Below are 18,766 nucleotides of genomic sequence, written 5' to 3' on the forward strand. Positions count from 1 at the left end.
GCGCCAGCGGGAATCCCACTGACACGCGACAGACAACCAACCTCTAGCGCAATCGCTTATTAGCGACGCAGACCCAGGCGACCGATCAGAGTCTGATAACGACCCAGATCCTTGCCCTTCAGGTAGTCCAGCAGCTTGCGACGCTGGTTTACCATGCGGATCAGACCACGACGGGAGTGGTGATCTTTACCGTTGGCCTTGAAGTGACCTTGCAGCTTGTTGATGTTGTGGGTCAGCAGTGCAACTTGCACTTCTGGCGAACCAGTGTCACCAACAGCTTGCTGGTAGTCAGCAACGATTTGAGCTTTTTCTTGAACGTCGAGAGCCATGAGGCAATCCTTTTATCAGGAAACTGTTTCAGAAAAACAGTTTCAACAGGCCAGGGACAAATCCCTGTATCTATAAATGAGTAGTGACCGTGCCTGTTGACAGCCACCCTCGCCAGCCTGCTGTTACACAGACCGGTTTTCGGTCATTCCGACCGAATCAGTCGACGCGGCGCAATGCGCCCGTCTTCGCTCACTTCACCGATACCGATGAAACGACCGTTGTGATCCTGTACCCGCACCATGCCGAACTTCGGAGCATCTGGAGCACGTACCGGCTGGCCATTGAGCCAGTAAAACGCGCTGTGTTCCGAGAAGTGCAGCAGCGGCCAATCCTGCAGGCCGCTGTCCGATGGCATCAGGAAGCGATCAACCGCTTCGTTGCCGCCTTCGGCATGTACCGCTTCAAGCTCTTCGAGGGTTACGGTCTGCGCCAGGGTGAAAGGCCCGGCCTGGGTACGGCGCAATTCAGCGACGTACGCACCACAACCGAGTTGCTCACCAATATCCTCCACCAGGGTGCGAATATAGGTGCCCTTGCTGCAATCCACCGCGAGGCGCGCAGTATCACCCTCGAAGGCCAACAATTCCAAGCGCGCAATAGTAACAGAACGCGGTTCGCGCTCCACTACTTCGCCTGCACGTGCCAGCTTGTACAGGGGCTGGCCATCACGCTTGAGCGCCGAGTACATCGGCGGTATCTGACTGATAAGCCCGCGAAATTTCGGCAATGCAGCTTCGACATCGGCGCGACCAACGGTCACCGGGCGCTCCTGCAAAACTTCGCCCTCGGCATCCGCCGTGGTCGTGGTCTTGCCCAGTTGCGCCAGGGTTTCATAAGCCTTGTCGGAATCGAGCAAGTATTGCGAAAACTTGGTGGCCTCACCGAAGCACAACGGCAATACGCCGGTGGCCAGCGGATCAAGACTGCCGGTGTGCCCGGCTTTCTCGGCGTTGAGCAACCAGCGCACCTTCTGCAAGGCAGCGTTGGAGGTGAACCCCAATGGCTTGTCGAGCAGGATGATGCCGCTGACGTTACGACGGATACGTTTGACCTGAGCCACCGAGTTACTCCTTGGTGTCTTCGGGTTCAGCCGCAACCGGGTGCTGATTGTCTTCAGCCACGGCGCGCTCGATCAGGGCCGAGAGGTGCGCACCACGCACGACGCTTTCGTCGTAGTGGAAGTGCAGCTGAGGCACGCTGCGCAACTTCATTTCACGGGCCAACTGCATGCGCAGGAAACCGGCGGCAGAGTTAAGCACCTTGATGCTTTGCGCGATGTCTTCAGCGTTGTCCTGACCCATCACGGTAATGAAAATCTTCGCGTGACCGACGTCACGGCTGACTTCCACAGCGGTAATGGTGACCAGGCCGACGCGCGGGTCTTTGACTTCACGACGGATCAGCTGTGCCAGCTCACGCTGCATCTGATCGCCGATACGTTGGGTACGGCTGTATTCTTTTGCCATGTCTTGTTACCTGTTACTGCCTCACGGTGAAACCCGTGGGGTCTGAAAGCGGCAAACGCCCGGCCTGGCTAAATGCCAGACCGGGCGTTGCGTTTAGAGTCCTGCCGCCGTGCCGCGCATTTGCATGCTACGGCCCGACGTGGCCCTTGAAGTGCGCGAGTCAGAGGCTGCGAGCAACCTGAACCTTCTCGTAGACTTCGATCTTGTCGCCAGGTTTGACGTCGTTGTAGCTCTTCACGCCGATACCGCATTCCATGCCGGCACGTACTTCGGAAGCGTCATCCTTGAAGCGGCGCAGGGATTCCAGCTCGCCTTCGAAGATAACGATATCTTCACGCAGTACACGGATTGGACGGTTACGGTGAACAACACCTTCGATAACCATGCAACCGGCGATCGCGCCAAACTTCGGCGAACGGAACACGTCACGCACTTCAGCGATACCCAGGATGTTCTCGCGAACATCACTGCCGAGCATACCGGTGAGGGCTTTCTTGACGTCTTCGATGATGTCGTAGATCACGTTGTAGTAACGCATATCCAGACCTTCCTGCTCGACGATCTTCCGTGCGCCAGCATCGGCACGCACGTTGAAGCCGAACAGTACAGCGTTGGAGGCCAGTGCCAGGTTGGCGTCGGACTCGGTGATACCACCGACACCGCCACCGACAACACGCACTTGCACTTCGTCGTTACCCAGGCCGTTCAAGGCACCGTTCAACGCTTCCAGCGAGCCACGGACGTCAGATTTGAGGACGATGTTGAGCGTCTTCTTCTCTGCCTGACCCATGTTTTCGAAGATGTTTTCCAGCTTGCCGGCGTGAGCGCGAGCCAGTTTGACTTCGCGGAACTTGCCTTGACGGAACAGAGCCACTTCACGGGCTTTCTTCTCGTCGGCAACAACACTCATCTCGTCGCCAGCGTCCGGGGTACCGTCCAGGCCGAGGATCTCGACAGGGATGGAAGGACCGGCTTCCTTGATCGGCTTGCCGTTCTCGTCGAGCATGGCACGAACACGGCCATAGTTCGAACCAACGAGCACCATGTCGCCTTGGCGCAGAGTACCGTCTTGAACCAGAACGGTTGCAACCGGGCCACGACCTTTGTCGAGACGCGATTCGACCACAACACCACGACCAGGAGCCGATGGAGTCGCTTTCAGTTCGAGAACTTCGGCTTGCAGCAGGACGGCTTCGAGCAGTTCGTCAACACCAGTACCGACTTTCGCCGAAACCGATACGAACGGCGTTTCACCGCCCCACTCTTCCGACGTCACGCCGTGAACCGACAGTTCGCTACGGATGCGATCGAGATCGGCGCCCGGCTTGTCGATCTTGTTCACAGCAACAACCAGTGGAACGCCAGCCGCTACTGCGTGCTGAACAGCTTCAATGGTCTGCGGCATCACGCCGTCGTCCGCTGCAACGACCAGAATCACGATGTCGGTCGCCTTGGCACCACGGGCACGCATTGCGGTAAACGCGGCGTGACCAGGGGTGTCGAGGAAGGTGACCATGCCGCGTTCGGTTTCAACGTGGTATGCACCGATGTGCTGGGTGATACCACCGGCTTCGCCAGCAGCTACCTTGGCACGACGGATATAGTCGAGCAGCGAGGTCTTACCGTGGTCAACGTGGCCCATTACGGTCACGACTGGTGCACGGGAGAACGACTCGCCTTCAAACTTCAGGGACTCGGCCAGGGAATCTTCCAGAGCGGTGTCGCTGACCAGGGTCACTTTGTGGCCCAGTTCTTCGGCTACCAGTTGAGCAGTTTCCTGATCAAGCACTTGGTTGATGGTCGCTGGGGTACCCAGTTTGAACATGAACTTGATGATTTCAGCAGCCTTGACCGACATCTGATTGGCGAGATCGCCAACACTGATGGTCTCGCCGATCTGCACATCACGCACGACAGGGCCGGTTGGGCTCTGGAAACCGTGGGCATTGCGCTTCTTCAGCTTGGCCTTGCCGCGACCACCGCGACGGAAGCTATCGCTCTCTTCGTCGGTAGTGCGTGGCGCCACACGTGGAGCTGGTGCTTTTTCCTTGACCGATGCGCGATGCGGAGCGTTTTTACGCTCGCCATCACCACCGCCACTGCGACGATTGTTGTCGTCGGCACGTGGTTTGTCAGGACGGCGCTGTTCGTTCTGCTTGTTGCGAACGTCAGCAGACGGTGCTGGAGCAGCTGCAACCGGGGCGCTTTCGCGTACTGGCTGGGCAGCAGCGGCCGGCGCCGAAACGGCGTCGTTAGCTGTTTGTGCGGTAGCAGGCTGGCGACGCGCTTCTTCTTCGGCGCGCGGCTTGGACTCTTCTTCAGCCTTCTGACGGGCAGCATTTTCTACTGCGCGACGTTCGTCCAGTTCACGCTTGCGCTCGGCTTCGATTTCTTCCGGGCTGCGCTGTACGAAAACTTTCTTCTTGCGAACTTCAACACTGATGCTTTTGCTACCAGCCACACGCAGGGTGCTGGTGGTTTTACGCTGCAGCGTGATCTTGCGTGGTTCTTCCACTTTCGCCTTGTGGCTGCTCTTCAAGTGAGTCAGCAGGGATTGCTTCTCACTGTCAGTCACATTTTCTTCGGCGGCGGTGTGCGGCAGACCTGCCTCACGCATCTGCTGCAACAGGCGCTCTACCGGTGTTTTGACCTCATCGGCCAGTTGTTTCACCGTGACTTGCGTCATGCATTTCTCTCCTCAGGCCGCGCCTAATTACTCGAACCAGTGGGCTCGGGCGGCCATGATCAACTTGCCGGCACGATCATCGTCGATGCCGTCGATGTCGAGCAGATCGTCAATAGACTGCTCGGCCAGGTCTTCGCGGGTAATTACGCCGCGCACCGCCAGTTCCATCGCCAAATCCTTGTCCATACCCTCAAGCGAGAGCAGGTCTTCGGCCGGATGGGCGTCTGCCAGCTTTTCCTCAGTAGCGATGGCTTTGGTCAACAAACGATCCTTGGCGCGAGCGCGAAGCTCGTTGACGGTATCTTCGTCAAAGCCGTCGATGTTGAGCATTTCTTCCAACGGTACGTAGGCAATCTCTTCCAGGCTAGTGAAGCCTTCATCTACCAGCACCTGTGCAAGGTCTTCGTCGACTTCCAGCTCGTCGATGAAGTTGCGCAGGATGTCGCCGGTTTCTGCTTGCTGCTTAGCCTGGATGTCCGATTCGGTCATCACGTTCAGGGTCCAGCCAGTCAACTGGCTTGCCAGACGCACGTTCTGACCACCTCGACCGATGGCCTGAGCCAGATTGTCTGCGCCAACGGCGATGTCCATTGCATGTGCATCTTCGTCAACGATAATCGCCGCCACTTCTGCCGGCGACATGGCATTGATCACGAACTGTGCCGGGTTATCGTCCCACAGGACGATATCGACACGCTCGCCACCCAACTCGCCCGACACTGCCTGGACGCGCGAACCGCGCATACCGATGCACGCGCCTTGCGGGTCAATGCGTTTGTCCTTGGAGCGGACAGCGATCTTGGCGCGCGAACCCGGATCACGGGACGCTGCCATTACTTCGATCAAGCCTTCAGCGATTTCCGGCACTTCGATACGGAACAGCTCGATCAGCATTTCCGGCGCAGTACGCGACAGGATCAACTGAGGGCCGCGGTTCTCGGTGCGGATTTCCTTGAGCAGCGCACGCAGACGCACGCCGACACGGAAGGTTTCGCGAGAAATGATGTCTTCACGGGCCAGCAACGCTTCAGCGTTGTTGCCCAGATCGACGATCACGTTGTCGCGGGTAACTTTTTTCACGGTGCCGGAGATGATTTCCCCCAGGCGCTCGCGGTAAGCGTCGACGACCTGAGCACGCTCGGCTTCGCGGACTTTCTGCACGATCACCTGTTTGGCGGTTTGTGCAGCAATGCGGCCGAATTCGATGGACTCGATTTTTTCTTCGACAACGTCACCGACATTGGCGCCAGGATGCGTTTCCGCAACCTTGGTTGGCCAGGTTTCGATCGCCGGGTCATCAAGCTTGTCTTCTTCGACCACCGTCCAGCGACGGAAGGTTTCGTATGCACCGGTGTGGCGGTTGATTTCCACACGCAGATCAACTTCGTCTTCAAAACGCTTTTTGGTAGCAGTGGCCAGAGCCAGCTCCAGCGCTTCAAAAATCACGCTAGCCGGTACGCCCTTTTCATTGGATACCGACTCAACAACCAGCAGTACTTCTTTGCTCATCGTACGCCTCGCCTTTCGCAAGCCATTGGATCCGCGGTACCCGCAGTATCCGGCACGTCTCAGTCAAAACTGGGAATAATGTTGGCCTTGTCGATCATATCGATCGGCAACAGGAACTCATGGTCATCTACCTGCACCACGACGTCCTGCTCTTCTACACCGCGCAGAAGGCCCTGAAAGTTGCGTCGACCTTCAAAAGGCGAGCGCAGCTTGATCTTCACTTGGTCACCGGCAAATTTTGCAAACTGCTCAATAGTGAACAGTGGGCGCTCCATGCCAGGCGAGGAAACTTCAAGGGTGTATTCAACGGTGATCGGATCTTCAACGTCCAGCACACCGCTGATCTGGCGACTGACGATGGCACAATCGTCCACCAGCACGCCGCCTTCTTTATCAATATAAACGCGCAACATTGAGTGGCGACCTTGAGCCGAAAACTCAATACCCCAGCATTCATAGCCTAGGGCCACGACCACCGGGGCCAGCAAGGCCTGCAACTCTTCTAGCTTGCTCGACACCTGAAACCCCCTCGTGCATGTATGTGCATGCTGTGCAAAATAAAAAAATGGGCGAAACGCCCATCCTTGAAACGCCGTCGAACAGCGGCGTTGAAAGTGTCCAGCTAACAAAAAGCCCCTTAAAAGGGGCTCCTGAAACTGGTTGCGGGGGCCGGATTTGAACCGACGACCTTCGGGTTATGAGCCCGACGAGCTACCAGACTGCTCCACCCCGCGACAAAGCTGGGGCGGAAGTATACGACCGATCCTTGACAGGGTCAATGTAACCTTCCACCTGCAAGAAAGCCCGCAACAGCGGGCTTTCTTGACTAATTGGTACCGAGAAGGGGACTCGAACCCCTACACCCTATGGGCACAACCACCTCAAGGTTGCGTGTCTACCAATTCCACCACCTCGGCAATACTACGTTTTAAAACCCTTCTTACTTTTGCTCTTGAGCTGGAGGCACGTCAGTCGCTGGAGTAGCCGACTTTTGCTCTTGAAGCACCGGGACATCATCAGAAGCCGGTTGTTGCTTAGGTACTTCCAACACTGCCGGGTTTGGCAAACCTGCTTGAGTCAGCTGATGAGCTTTCTCTTTAGCAAAGTAACCTAACCCCAAGCTGGTTATGAAGAAACCGGCGGCAAGTATAGCAGTAAACTTACTAAGAAAGGTAGAGGAACCTTGGCTTCCGAACACAGTATTTGAAGCACCTGCTCCGAAAGACGCGCCAGCGTCCGCACCCTTACCCTGCTGCAGCAAAACCAGAGCAACTACGCCCAATGCACCCAGCAGATGAAAAACGACTACGACTGTTTCCAGCATTTTTTCAGTTTCCCGCGGCGCGACAGATCGCACCGAACTCATCTGCATTCAGGGAAGCTCCACCAATGAGCCCCCCATCGATATCCGGCATGCCGAACAGTTCGACCGCATTGGCCGCCTTCACGCTGCCGCCGTATAGAAGCCGCACACCTCGTGCGACTTCAGAATTCTCTGCCGCCAACTGCTCGCGGATTGCTTTATGCACATCCTGAGCCTGCTGCGGCGTTGCAGTCAGCCCGGTACCAATAGCCCAGACCGGCTCGTAAGCGATAACTGCATTGGCAAAAGCACCAACACCCAGCTCCTCGATGATGCTGCCCAGCTGACGCCCGACAACCTCAAGAGTTTTCCCGGCTTCGCGCTGTTCCAGGGTTTCCCCTATACACAACACCGGAATCAAGCCACATGCCTGTGCCGCTGCGAACTTGCGATTCAGCATTCCGTCTCGCTCGCCCATAATCTGACGGCGTTCGGAATGCCCGACAAGCACAAGGGAACAACCTGCATCCACCAACTGACTCGGTGCAATTTCACCGGTCAATGCACCTTGCATGGATTCCACCGCAGAGTTCTGCGCGCCGACCGAAATCGACTTGCCCTTCAGACCATCAATCACTTGATTGATATGCAAGCAAGGCGGGAAAACCGCGACATCAACACCGCTTGGCAAGGCCAGATGACGAAGGCCGTTGATCAGCTCAGCGACGCTGGCGCGGGTACCGTGCATCTTCCAGTTACCAGCTACCATAGGGCGACGCATGCTGTACCTCGTCGGTCAAAGTGGGCGCAGATGTTACCCAACACATTCATGGCTTGCAAGCCGTATCAGGCAGAAACTTCAGTTACCAGTTTTGCCAGTTCTTCGGCATAGCCACGAACCTGAGTTTCGTCCTCGCCCTCAACCATCACACGCACCAGCGGCTCAGTGCCGGACTTGCGCAGAAGCACACGACCACGCCCCGCCATTGCCTGGGTTACGCGCGCACTGGCTTCCTTGACAGCCGGATGCTCAAGCGGGCTGTCGCCGCCGCCAAAACGGACATTGATCAATACTTGAGGACATTTGCGCAACGCCTGGCGGGTTTGGGCAAGACCCTCATTGCGCGTCTTCAGCGCCATCAGCACCTGAAGCGCCGCGATGATCGCATCGCCAGTGGTGGTGTGATTGAAGCACACGACATGCCCCGAGTTCTCACCACCCACAGTCCAGTCACGCTCCAGCAACTCGGCAATCACATAGCGGTCGCCCACGTTGGCGCGCACGAAAGGAATACCCAGATCCGCCAGAGCCAACTCCAGACCAAGGTTACTCATCAGAGTGCCGACCACGCCGCCCTGCAACTTGCCACGCTCATGCAAATCGCGCGCAATAATGAAGATCAGCTCATCGCCATCAACGATCGCACCAGTGTGATCGACCATCAGCACCCGATCGCCATCGCCATCGAAGGCAATACCCAGATCCGCATGCTCAGCCAGAACTGCTGCCTGCAATTGACCCATATGGGTGGAACCGCAGTTTTCGTTGATATTCAAACCGTTCGGCTGAGCTGACAGAACCACTACGTCAGCACCCAATTCGCGGAACACACTCGGCGCAACTTTATAGGTAGCACCGTGCGCGCAATCAATCACGATTTTCAAACCGGCAAAACTGGTGCCGGTAGGTACGCTGCTTTTGCAAAATTCGATGTAGCGACCGGAAGCATCATTGATTCGCGATACTTTGCCGATCTTGCTCGACTCGACCACAGTCATCGGCGTGTCGAGCAACTCTTCGATCATCAACTCCAGTTCATCCGGCAATTTGGTTCCTTTGCCGGAAAAAAACTTGATGCCGTTATCGTCGTGCGGATTGTGCGATGCGCTGATCACGATCCCGGCCTCGGCCTGGAACGTACGGGACAGATAGGCGATAGCCGGTGTCGGCATCGGCCCGAGCAGCATCACATCCGCACCCGCTGAGGTAAGACCTGCCTCAAGCGCGGATTCGAACATGTAGCCGGATATCCGCGTGTCCTTGCCGACCAATACCTTGCAGGCACCCATCTTGCGGAACGCCATACCGGCGGCCCAGCCAAGCTTGAGCATGAAGTCAGGAGTAATCGGGTATTCGCCGACGCGACCACGAATGCCGTCGGTACCAAAATATTTTTTGCTCATAAATACTCCTTCATCCTTATTCGGCTGATTCCACGGCCGCGATCATCCGCACTACATCTACCGTTTCCGCGACATCGTGAACGCGCAAGATTCTCGCACCTTTGACCGACGCCAGCGCAGCGAGTGCCAGACCACCGTGCAGTCGCTCGCCTACAGGGCGATTCAACGCCTGCCCGATCATGCTCTTTCGCGAAACACCGACCAACAGCGGACGCCCCAGCGCATGCAGGGCCTCCATATGTTTGAACAAGCTTAGATTGTGCTGCAAGGTTTTGGCGAAACCAAAGCCAGGATCGAGAATGATCCGCTCCGCGGGAATGCCGGCCGCAGCGCACTGCGCCATACGCTCGCCGAGAAACTCGGCCACCTCGCGAGTGACATCATGATAGTGCGGATTGTCCTGCATATCGCCAGGCTCGCCCAGCATGTGCATCAGACACACCGGCAAACCGGTAGCCGCAGCGGCATCCAAGGCACCATCGCGACGCAACGAGCGAACATCGTTGATCAGGCCAGCACCGAGCCGCGCAGTTTCGCGCATCACGGCGGGAGTCGAAGTATCGACCGAGATCACCACATCCAGCTCGCGATTGATCAACTCGACGATTGGCGCCACGCGCTCCAGCTCCTCCAACGGAGAAACCGCACGAGCGCCGGGCCGGGTGGACTCGCCGCCAACATCAATCAGCGTCGCGCCGGCCGTGACCATTGCTTCAGCGTGGCGCAGGGCCGCATCGAGCTGGCTGTATCGGCCGCCATCAGAAAAGGAATCAGGGGTCACATTGAGAATGCCCATGACATGCGTCCGGGCCAAATCAAGAACCCGGTTGCCGCAAGGCAACCGGGTCAGGGACTGTACAAAAGTCATTTCAAGCCTTAAACGTCAGCAGCCGGACCGCCAATCGGTGTTTCCGGACGCGGATCCTGAGCCACTGGAGGCGGAGGCGTACCGGTGCCGCCCGACCAGTCGCGCGGTTCGCGAGGCGTACGACCCGCCATGATGTCGTCGATCTGTTCGGCGTCGATCGTCTCGTACTTCATCAAGGCATCAGCCATGGCGTCGAGCTTGTCACGGTTGTCCGTGAGGATCTGCTTGGCCGTGCCGTAGCACTGGTCAATGATGCTGCGTACTTCGGAGTCGATCAGTTTGGCTGTGTCACCGGAGAAACTTGCGCCCTGACCGCCACCACCGCGACCGAGGAATACTTCACCCTCTTCTTCGGCATACATCAGCGGACCGAGTTTCTCCGAAAGACCCCACTTGGTCACCATGTTCCGTGCGATCTGACTCGCACGCATGATGTCGTTGGAGGCACCGGTGGTTACACCGTCGAAACCCAAGGTCATTTCTTCAGCAATACGGCCGCCATACAGCGAGCAGATCTGACTGATCAGCGCGCGCTTGGACAGACTGTAACGATCTTCTTCCGGCAGGAACATGGTCACACCGAGTGCACGACCGCGCGGGATGATCGACACCTTGTAAACCGGGTCATGCTCAGGCACGACGCGGCCAACGATGGCATGGCCTGCTTCGTGATACGCAGTGTTGCGCTTCTCTTTTTCGGACATGACCATGGATTTGCGCTCGGCGCCCATCATGATCTTGTCTTTGGCCAGTTCGAACTCTTTCATCTCGACGATGCGTTTGCCGGCGCGGGCAGCGAACAGCGACGCTTCGTTGACCAGGTTGGCCAGATCGGCACCGGAGAAGCCCGGAGTACCACGAGCGATAACAGCCGGAGCGACATCGTCACCCATCGGCACTTTGCGCATGTGAACCTTGAGGATCTGCTCCCGGCCACGGATGTCCGGCAGACCAACCACAACCTGACGGTCGAAACGACCCGGACGCAGCAGAGCCGGGTCAAGTACGTCTGGACGGTTGGTCGCGGCGATGACGATGATGCCGTCATTCATTTCGAAACCATCCATCTCGACCAGCAACTGGTTGAGAGTCTGTTCACGTTCGTCATGACCGCCGCCCATACCTGCGCCACGGTGGCGACCGACGGCGTCAATTTCATCGATGAAGATGATGCACGGAGCGTGCTTCTTGGCTTGCTCAAACATGTCGCGAACACGGCTGGCACCGACACCGACGAACATTTCGACGAAGTCCGAACCGGAGATGGTGAAGAACGGCACCTTGGCTTCGCCGGCAATCGCCTTGGCCAGCAAGGTTTTACCGGTACCCGGAGGACCGACCATCAGTACGCCGCGAGGAATGCGACCGCCCAGGCGCTGGAACTTGCCCGGATCGCGCAGAAATTCAACCAGCTCGCCGACTTCTTCCTTGGCTTCGTCGCAACCGGCAACGTCACCCAAGGTGGTTTTAACCTGATCTTCAGACAGCAGACGCGCCTTGCTCTTGCCAAAGCTCATCGGCCCGCCCTTGCCGCCAGCACCGCCCTGCATCTGGCGCATGAAGAACATGAACACCGCGATGATCACCAGGATCGGGAAGCTGGCCACCAGAAGCTGGGTCCAGATGCTTTGCTGCTCAGGCTGCTTGCCTTCAACCACAACGTGATTGTCGACCAGATCACCGATCAGGCCGTTGTCCTGAATTGCCGGACGAATGGTCTTGAAGCTGTCGCCATCGTTGCGTTTGCCGGTAATCACATAGCCGTCTACCGCTACGCGCTCGACCTTGCCATCCTTGACCTGCTGGATGAAGTCGGAATAGTTGAGGGTCTGCGGCTCGTTAGGGCTGGAGAAGTTATTCATCACCGTCACCAGGACAGCCGCGATGATCAACCACAGGATCAGATTCTTTGCCATATCGTTCAATTAACTACCCTCTGAAGCAAGCTCCGCTACTGGCGCGCGCTTCGCATGATATTCACCGGCCTAACTTACTACATTACCTACAACTCTGGCAGGCGCCGTCTGTAACCCTTTGTGAAACACTTTCCACACAATATTCGCTAAAGCGTGCGAGGCGAAATACTAAAAACCTATCACCCCGCGAAAAAACCTTGTTTTACTCACTACGACCGCGATAGCCCCATGCCAGCATATATTGCTCACGGGAGGTGCCACGGGAAGAATCCGGCTTGATCATCTGGATCTTGTCGAATTTCTTACGAGCGTCCTTCAGATAAACATCGAATCCTTCACCCTGAAAGATCTTGATCACGAAATTACCACCCGGCTTGAGAATCCGCTCTGCCAGATCAAGCGCCAGCTCGCAAAGAAACATGGCTTTGGGCATATCCACTTCAGGCGTACCACTCATATTGGGGGCCATATCGGAAATCACAAGGTCTACCTGCGAATTACCCACGGCCTCAAGGATCTGAGCGAGCACGGCGTCCTCGGTGAAGTCGCCCTGGATGAAGGTCACGTCTGGAATGCTGTCCATCTCCAGGATGTCCGAAGCGATCAGACGCCCCTGACCACCGATCAGCCGGCTTGTCACCTGCGACCAGCCACCAGGCGCCGCACCCAGGTCGACAACGCTCATGCCAGGACGGATCAGCTTGTATTTCTCCTGGACCTCCAGAAGCTTGTAACTCGCACGCGAGCGGTAGCCATCTTTCTGCGCCTGCTTCACGTAGGGGTCATTGACATGTCTTTTCAGCCAACCAAGGCTTGTCTTGGAACGCGCCATTGGGCACCTCGATGATTAGGGTCGTGATTAGTTGGGCGGATCCACGAACCCTCGGGTAAAATGGCCGCCATTTTACAGAATCCAGACGAAAGGGTCAGATTATGCCGCTCACTCCAGAGCAGAAGAAACAGTACAAATCCATTGGCCACCACCTGAAACCAGTTTTGACTGTGGCTGACAACGGTTTGACTGAAGGTGTGTTAGCCGAGTTTGAACGCGCTTTGGCGGATCACGAGCTGATCAAGATCAAGCTCAACATCCTCGATCGCGAGTCGCGCCTGGCGTCCATTGCAGAACTGTGCAAGGCCGGCAAGGCGGACCTGGTTCAGGTCATCGGCAAGATGGCACTGCTTTACCGCAAGAACTTCAGCGTCAACAAGCAGCTGTCGAACGTCCATCGCTTCAAGTGATGGCAAGGGTCAAGGGTGTGCTTCGCGCACCCTGCCACTCCGCTCCACCTCTCGCACCATAGACTGACAAGGCCCTCGGCCTGTACCAGCACCAAAACCCTAATTATTCAGTGACGCTGTGGCGCAAACCATCAGCGCGTTCGGCGTGCCTGTCATTCCAAAGCCACGAAAGCAGGGCGCCCGCATTTTAGCGGGCGCCCCTTTTTCAGATGTGACGAACTTCGACGATCTCGTACTCGATCACGCCGCTTGGCGTTTTCACGGCAACCACATCGCCTTCTTCCTTGCCGATCAAGGCTCGGGCCAGCGGCGAACCAACGGAAATCTTGCCGAGTTTGAAGTCAGCCTCATCCTCACCGACGATGTGGTAAGTCACCGACTCGTCAGTCTCGACGTTGGCGATTTCAACGGTAGTGCCGAAAATCACTTTGCCGGTGTGCGGAATCGACGTGACATCAATGATGACCTGATTCTGAATCCGGCCTTCGATGTCACGGATCCGCGCTTCGACCATGCCTTGCTGTTCACGGGCGGCATGGTATTCGGCGTTTTCCTTGAGGTCACCCAGCTCGCGAGCCGTACCGATGTCCTGGCTGAGCTTCGGACGGACGACCTTGGTCAGGTGAGTGTGTTCTTCTTCCAGGGCTTTCGCGCCCTGGACGGTCATTGGGTACTTGATCATGCCTTCAATCCTGCGTGTAGATCCTGCAAGCGGCGCACGGTCTTCTCGGGACCGAATTTCAACGCTTCACAGATAGCTTCGCCAGCAGCGATGGTGGTGGTGCAGTAGATCTTGTGCTGCAGAGCGTTGCGGCGAATGGAGTAGGAGTCGGCGATCGACTGACGACCTTCGGTGGTGTTGATGATCAGGGTGACTTCGTCATTCTTGATCATGTCGACCACGTGCGGACGACCCTCGGTCACCTTGTTCACGCGACGCACTTTCAGACCTGCGGCTTCAATCAGCTTGGCAGTGCCGGCAGTGGCGACTACTTCGAAGCCCAAGTTGATCAGATCACGCGCCACGCCTGCAACCAATGGCTTGTCATCGTCACGCACGCTGATGAACGCGGTACCGCCGGTCGGCAGCACTTCGCTGGCACCCATCTGGGCTTTGGCAAAGGCTTCGCCGAAGGTGTCACCGACGCCCATCACTTCGCCGGTCGACTTCATCTCCGGGCCGAGGATCGGGTCAACGCCAGGGAATTTGGCGAATGGGAACACCGCCTCTTTCACGCTGTAGAAGTTCGGAATGATTTCTTTGGTGAAACCGATTTCCTTCAGGGTCTTACCAGCCATCACGCGGGCAGCGATCATGGCCAGGGAAACACCGATGCACTTCGATACGAACGGTACGGTTCGCGAGGCGCGCGGATTGACTTCGATGACGTAGATGTCTTCGCCTTGCAGCGCCAACTGAACGTTCATCAGGCCGACAACGCCCAGCTCCAGGGCCATTTTCTTGACCTGTTCGCGCATCTCGTCCTGGATGTGTGCCGGCAGCGAGTACGGCGGCAGCGAGCACGCGGAGTCACCGGAGTGAACGCCAGCCTGCTCGATGTGCTGCATGATTGCGCCGATTACTACGTCGGTACCGTCGCAGACTGCATCCACGTCCATTTCGATAGCGCAGTTGAGGAAGTGGTCGAGCAGCACCGGGCTGTCGTTGGAGACTTTCACCGCATCACGCAGATAGCGCTTGAGCTCTTCTTCTTCGTAAACGATTTCCATCGCACGACCGCCCAATACATAGGACGGGCGAACCACCAGCGGGTAACCGATCTTGCTCGCGGCACGAATCGCTTCGTCTTCGCTGCGCACAGTGGCGTTTGGCGGCTGACGCAGGTTCAGGCGCTCGACCATTTGCTGGAAGCGCTCACGGTCTTCGGCACGGTCGATGGCGTCCGGGCTGGTGCCGATGATCGGCACGCCGGCGGCTTCAAGAGCACGAGCCAGTTTCAACGGGGTCTGGCCGCCATACTGAACGATCACGCCTTTTGGCTTCTCGACGCGGCAGATTTCCAGCACGTCTTCCAGGGTTACCGGCTCGAAGTACAGACGGTCGGAAGTGTCGTAGTCAGTGGAAACGGTTTCCGGGTTGCAGTTGACCATGATGGTCTCGTAGCCGTCTTCGCGCAGAGCGAGGGCGGCGTGGACGCAGCAGTAGTCGAACTCGATGCCCTGGCCGATACGGTTAGGACCGCCGCCCAGAATAATGATCTTGTCGCGACCGGACGGCGCAGCTTCGCACTCTTCCTCGTAAGTCGAGTACATGTAAGCGGTGTCGGTGGCGAATTCCGCGGCGCAAGTATCAACGCGCTTGTAGACCGGGTAGATGTCGAGTTTGTGGCGGTGAGTCCGCAGGTTTTTCTCGGTGACGCCCAGCAGCTTGGCCAGACGCATGTCGGAGAAGCCTTTGCGCTTGAGGCGGAACATCATGTCGCGGTCGATGCTGGCCAGACCGAGGGTCTTGACCTTCTCTTCTTCTTTGATCAGATCTTCGATCTGCACCAGGAACCACGGGTCGATCATGTTCATGCCGAAGATGTCTTCGACGGTCATGCCTGCGCGGAAAGCGTCTGCCACGTACCAGATACGCTCAGCGCCCGGCACGGTCAGTTCGCGCTTGAGAATGCTCATGCTTTCCGGATTGCTCAGATCGAGCTTCTCGTCCAGACCGCACACGCCGACTTCCAGTCCACGCAGGGCTTTCTGCAGGGATTCCTGGAAAGTCCGGCCGATGGCCATGACCTCGCCAACCGACTTCATCTGAGTGGTCAGACGCGCGTCAGCCTTAGGGAATTTCTCGAAGGCAAAACGTGGCAGCTTGGTGACGACGTAGTCGATCGACGGCTCGAAGGACGCCGGCGTAGCGCCGCCGGTGATTTCGTTCTGCAGTTCGTCCAGGGTGTAGCCGATCGCCAGCTTGGCAGCGATACGCGCAATCGGGAAACCGGTAGCTTTCGATGCCAGTGCCGAAGAGCGGGATACCCGCGGGTTCATCTCGATGACGACCATGCGACCAGTGTCCGGGCAAATGCCGAACTGGACGTTGGAGCCGCCGGTTTCCACGCCGATCTCGCGCAGTACCGCCAGCGAGGCGTTACGCATGATCTGGTATTCCTTGTCCGTCAGGGTCTGTGCCGGCGCAACAGTGATCGAGTCACCAGTGTGCACGCCCATCGGGTCAAAGTTTTCGATGGAGCAGACGATGATGCAGTTGTCCTTCTTATCGCGGACAACCTCCATCTCGTACTCTTTCCAGCCGATCAGGGATTCGTCGATCAGCAGCTCTTTGGTCGGCGACAGGTCCAGGCCACGGGCGCAGATTTCTTCGAATTCTTCACGGTTGTAAGCGATACCGCCACCGGTGCCGCCCATGGTGAAGGACGGACGGATGATGCACGGGAAGCCGAGCTTCTCGAGCACTGCATTGGCTTCTTCCATGCTGTGGGCGATGCCCGAGCGCGGGCAGTCGAGGCCGATGGATTTCATCGCCTTGTCGAAACGCGAACGGTCTTCAGCCTTGTCGATGGTGTCAGCATTGGCGCCGATCATTTCCACGCCGAACTTCTCCAGAACGCCTTCGCGCTCCAGGTCGAGGGCACAGTTCAGAGCAGTCTGGCCGCCCATGGTCGGCAGCAGCGCGTCCGGACGCTCTTTCTCGATGATCTTGGCAACGGTCTGCCACTTGATCGGCTCGATGTAGGTGGCGTCGGCCATGTCCGGGTCGGTCATGATGGTGGCCGGGTTGGAGTTCACCAGGATGACGCGGTAACCCTCTTCGCGCAGGGCTTTGCAAGCCTGGGCGCCGGAGTAGTCGAATTCGCAGGCCTGGCCGATAACGATCGGGCCAGCGCCGAGAATCAGGATGCTTTTAATGTCTGTACGTTTTGGCATGGTTGTCACTCAAATCCGCAGGTCAGTCGGCAAGCCGTCTTGATCGATTTCTGAAGTCCCGAGGGGGCCGCCGGGTTCGGGGCCGCCCTCAGGGCTTCTCTCTACAGTCTCAAGGCGAACGCTTAGCGTCGCTTGGCCATCTCGTTGATGAAGCGGTCGAACAGTGGCGCCACATCGTTCGGGCCCGGGCTGGCTTCAGGGTGACCCTGGAAGCTGAACGCGCTCTTGTCGGTGCGCTCGATGCCTTGCAGGGAGCCGTCGAACAGCGATTTGTGGATCGCGCGAACGTTGGCCGGCAGGGTCGCTTCATCTACCGCAAAACCGTGGTTCTGGCTGGTGATCATCACGACGCCAGTGTCCAGATCCTGCACCGGGTGGTTGGCACCGTGGTGGCCATGGCCCATTTTCAGGGTCTTGGCGCCGGAGGCCAGAGCCAGCAGCTGGTGACCGAGGCAGATGCCGAATACCGGAATTTCGGTTTCCAGCACTTCCTTGATCGCCTGGATCGCGTAGTCGCAAGGCTCCGGATCACCAGGGCCGTTGGACAGGAACACGCCATCCGGCTTCAGTGCCAGTACATCGGCAGCTGGGGTTTGCGCCGGCACAACTGTCACGCGGCAGCCGCGCTCAACCAACATGCGCAGGATGTTGACCTTGACGCCGTAGTCGAAAGCGACCACGTGATATGGCAGCTCGGAAGCTTCGATGGTCGCGTGGCTGTCGGTCTTCAGATCCCAGACAGTCGAGCGCCACTCGTATTGCTTCTTGGTGCTGACGACTTTCGCCAGATCCATGCCTTTCAGACCCGGGAAGCCTTGCGCAGCGGCAATCGCGGCTTCTTCGGAGATGTTGTCGCCGGCCATTATGCAGCCGTTCTGCGCGCCTTTTTCACGCAGGATGCGCGTCAGGCGACGGGTGTCGATACCAGCGATTGCCACAACATTGTTGGCTTTCAGGTAATCGTCCAGGGACATCGTGTTGCGCCAGTTACTCGCCACCAGCGGCAGGTCACGAATGACCAGGCCCGCTGCCCAGACGCGATCCGACTCGGCGTCCTCCGGCGTGGTGCCGGTGTTGCCAATGTGCGGGTAGGTCAAGGTAACGATCTGTTGGGCGTAGGAAGGATCGGTAAGGATTTCCTGATAGCCGGTCATTGCGGTGTTGAACACCACCTCTCCAACGGTCTGGCCGTCGGCTCCAATGGCCTCACCGCGAAAAATGCTGCCATCAGCAAGGGCAAGTATGGCTGGCTTAGTCAAGAAGACCTCCCGTAAATAACGCATGAAAGGGCAATCGCAGGTTGTAAAAAAGCGGAATGACGTATGGACACGTCACCCCGCTTGTTCACTGAATTATTCTGCG

Annotated in this window: 16 protein-coding genes and 2 tRNA genes; 1 reads left to right on the forward strand and 17 read right to left on the reverse strand. The window is 57.6% G+C overall.

Annotated elements, in window-relative coordinates:
- Positions 1-59: 59 nt before the first annotated feature.
- The 14 genes from rpsO to rlmE form a co-directional block, all read right to left on the reverse strand.
- A complete protein-coding gene (rpsO, locus tag ACP7EE_RS17805; RefSeq protein ID WP_003177875.1) occupies positions 60-329 on the reverse strand; it encodes a 30S ribosomal protein S15 in 270 nt (89 codons plus the stop codon).
- 143 nt (positions 330-472) lie between these two features.
- Complete coding sequence (gene truB, locus ACP7EE_RS17810) at positions 473-1,390, reverse strand: tRNA pseudouridine(55) synthase TruB (protein WP_420647561.1); 918 nt, start codon at positions 1,388-1,390, stop codon at positions 473-475.
- A 4-nt stretch (positions 1,391-1,394) separates the two neighbouring features.
- Positions 1,395-1,796 carry a 30S ribosome-binding factor RbfA gene (gene rbfA, locus ACP7EE_RS17815; protein WP_008088344.1) on the reverse strand — a complete coding sequence of 134 codons (402 nt, stop codon included), beginning with the start codon at positions 1,794-1,796 and terminating at the stop codon, positions 1,395-1,397.
- A gap of 160 nt (positions 1,797-1,956) precedes the next feature.
- Positions 1,957-4,482, reverse strand: a complete 2,526-nt coding sequence (gene infB, locus ACP7EE_RS17820) for a translation initiation factor IF-2 (protein ID WP_420647560.1) — start codon at positions 4,480-4,482, stop codon at positions 1,957-1,959.
- 27 nt (positions 4,483-4,509) lie between these two features.
- On the reverse strand, positions 4,510-5,991 hold the full coding sequence (nusA, locus tag ACP7EE_RS17825) for a transcription termination factor NusA (RefSeq protein WP_426202628.1): 1,482 nt from the start codon (positions 5,989-5,991) through the stop codon (positions 4,510-4,512).
- Positions 5,992-6,050: 59 nt separating this feature from the next.
- Complete coding sequence (rimP, locus tag ACP7EE_RS17830) at positions 6,051-6,509, reverse strand: ribosome maturation factor RimP (protein WP_426202630.1); 459 nt, start codon at positions 6,507-6,509, stop codon at positions 6,051-6,053.
- A 139-nt stretch (positions 6,510-6,648) separates the two neighbouring features.
- A tRNA-Met gene (locus ACP7EE_RS17835) sits at positions 6,649-6,725 on the reverse strand.
- A 97-nt stretch (positions 6,726-6,822) separates the two neighbouring features.
- Positions 6,823-6,908 (reverse strand) — tRNA-Leu (locus ACP7EE_RS17840).
- Positions 6,909-6,931: 23 nt separating this feature from the next.
- Positions 6,932-7,315, reverse strand: a complete 384-nt coding sequence (secG, locus tag ACP7EE_RS17845; RefSeq protein WP_011332406.1) for a preprotein translocase subunit SecG — start codon at positions 7,313-7,315, stop codon at positions 6,932-6,934.
- 4 nt (positions 7,316-7,319) lie between these two features.
- Entirely contained in the window at positions 7,320-8,075 is a 756-nt protein-coding gene (gene tpiA, locus ACP7EE_RS17850) for a triose-phosphate isomerase (protein ID WP_420647557.1), read from the reverse strand.
- Positions 8,076-8,140: 65 nt separating this feature from the next.
- Positions 8,141-9,478 carry a phosphoglucosamine mutase gene (gene glmM / locus ACP7EE_RS17855; protein WP_426235614.1) on the reverse strand — a complete coding sequence of 446 codons (1,338 nt, stop codon included), beginning with the start codon at positions 9,476-9,478 and terminating at the stop codon, positions 8,141-8,143.
- A gap of 16 nt (positions 9,479-9,494) precedes the next feature.
- Positions 9,495-10,346 carry a dihydropteroate synthase gene (folP, locus tag ACP7EE_RS17860; protein ID WP_426202634.1) on the reverse strand — a complete coding sequence of 284 codons (852 nt, stop codon included), beginning with the start codon at positions 10,344-10,346 and terminating at the stop codon, positions 9,495-9,497.
- Between the two features lie 8 nt (positions 10,347-10,354).
- Positions 10,355-12,262 carry an ATP-dependent zinc metalloprotease FtsH gene (gene ftsH / locus ACP7EE_RS17865; RefSeq protein ID WP_426235661.1) on the reverse strand — a complete coding sequence of 636 codons (1,908 nt, stop codon included), beginning with the start codon at positions 12,260-12,262 and terminating at the stop codon, positions 10,355-10,357.
- Positions 12,263-12,464: 202 nt separating this feature from the next.
- The gene (gene rlmE / locus ACP7EE_RS17870; RefSeq protein WP_201228023.1) at positions 12,465-13,094 is read right to left on the reverse strand and encodes a 23S rRNA (uridine(2552)-2'-O)-methyltransferase RlmE; all 630 of its coding nucleotides are present in this window, start codon (positions 13,092-13,094) and stop codon (positions 12,465-12,467) included.
- A gap of 101 nt (positions 13,095-13,195) precedes the next feature.
- On the opposite strand from rlmE, the gene ACP7EE_RS17875 reads away from it, so the two are divergent.
- Positions 13,196-13,504 carry a YhbY family RNA-binding protein gene (locus ACP7EE_RS17875; RefSeq protein WP_426202637.1) on the forward strand — a complete coding sequence of 103 codons (309 nt, stop codon included), beginning with the start codon at positions 13,196-13,198 and terminating at the stop codon, positions 13,502-13,504.
- 205 nt (positions 13,505-13,709) lie between these two features.
- Here ACP7EE_RS17875 and greA read toward each other — a convergent pair whose 3' ends face one another.
- The 3 genes from greA to carA form a co-directional block, all read right to left on the reverse strand.
- The gene (gene greA / locus ACP7EE_RS17880; protein WP_420647552.1) at positions 13,710-14,186 is read right to left on the reverse strand and encodes a transcription elongation factor GreA; all 477 of its coding nucleotides are present in this window, start codon (positions 14,184-14,186) and stop codon (positions 13,710-13,712) included.
- Entirely contained in the window at positions 14,183-17,404 is a 3,222-nt protein-coding gene (gene carB, locus ACP7EE_RS17885) for a carbamoyl-phosphate synthase large subunit (protein ID WP_426235616.1), read from the reverse strand. Before carB ends, greA begins: the two co-directional genes overlap by 4 nt.
- 122 nt (positions 17,405-17,526) lie before the next feature.
- Positions 17,527-18,663 (reverse strand): glutamine-hydrolyzing carbamoyl-phosphate synthase small subunit, encoded by a 1,137-nt coding sequence (gene carA, locus ACP7EE_RS17890; RefSeq protein WP_426235618.1) that lies wholly within the window; start codon positions 18,661-18,663, stop codon positions 17,527-17,529.
- Positions 18,664-18,766 lie beyond the last annotated feature (103 nt).

It is taken from the genome of Pseudomonas sp. TWP3-2, from assembly GCF_049897765.1.
In the GTDB taxonomy this organism is placed as follows: Bacteria; Pseudomonadota; Gammaproteobacteria; order Pseudomonadales; family Pseudomonadaceae; genus Aquipseudomonas.